The 580-nt window shown below is 75.5% G+C and carries 1 protein-coding gene; it reads left to right on the top strand.

What is annotated here, in order from left to right; all coding sequences use genetic code 11:
- A partial coding sequence (locus tag ACYVE9_RS30265) for a serine aminopeptidase domain-containing protein (RefSeq protein WP_461031049.1) occupies nucleotides 1–244 on the top strand: 244 nt, incomplete at its 5' end.
- Between the last annotated feature and the right edge of the window lie 336 nt (nucleotides 245–580).

Below are 580 nucleotides of genomic sequence, written 5' to 3'. Positions count from 1 at the left end.
CGCGCTGGACGTGGGGCGGCTCGCCGAAGCGGCCGATCCGCACCGGCTGACGGTGCCGGCCCTGCTGCTGCACGGCCCGGACGACCGGATCGCGCCCTGGGAGACGTCCCGCGCGTTCGCCGCCGCCCGCCCCGACCTGGTCCAGCTGCACACCGCTCCCGGTGCCCGCCACGCCGCCGCGTGGAACGTCGATCCCCACCGGTACGAGGACGTGCTGAGCCGCTTCCTCACCCCCCACATGTGAGCCCCCGGGACGCCGCGGACCCCGCACGAGCGGGTGCCCGACCGCCGGCACGCCACTTCCGGGAGCCGGCCGTGTGATCCGTCACACGGCCGTGGCGGCGATCCGTCAGATGCCCCGAACCAGCCGCCGTTTGAGCTTTTGGGGAGTTACCAGGAAGACTGCGGGGGTGACGTCCCGTACCCCGCGAGACACCCGGCTGAGCGTTGTCCCCCGTCAGGCCGTAGCGAGCGTCCGCCGCTCCGCGACGGCCAGGCGAAACCGGCCCGCGCCCCGACCGCCTGCCTCCCTCGCTCCGCGCGAGCAGCTCGCCGACCAGGCCCGGGCCGCGCTCGGTGA

Source organism: Streptomyces sparsus (genome assembly GCF_054776295.1).
Note: the sequence above shows the minus strand (reverse complement) of the source record. Positions and strands in the feature narration are given on the sequence as shown.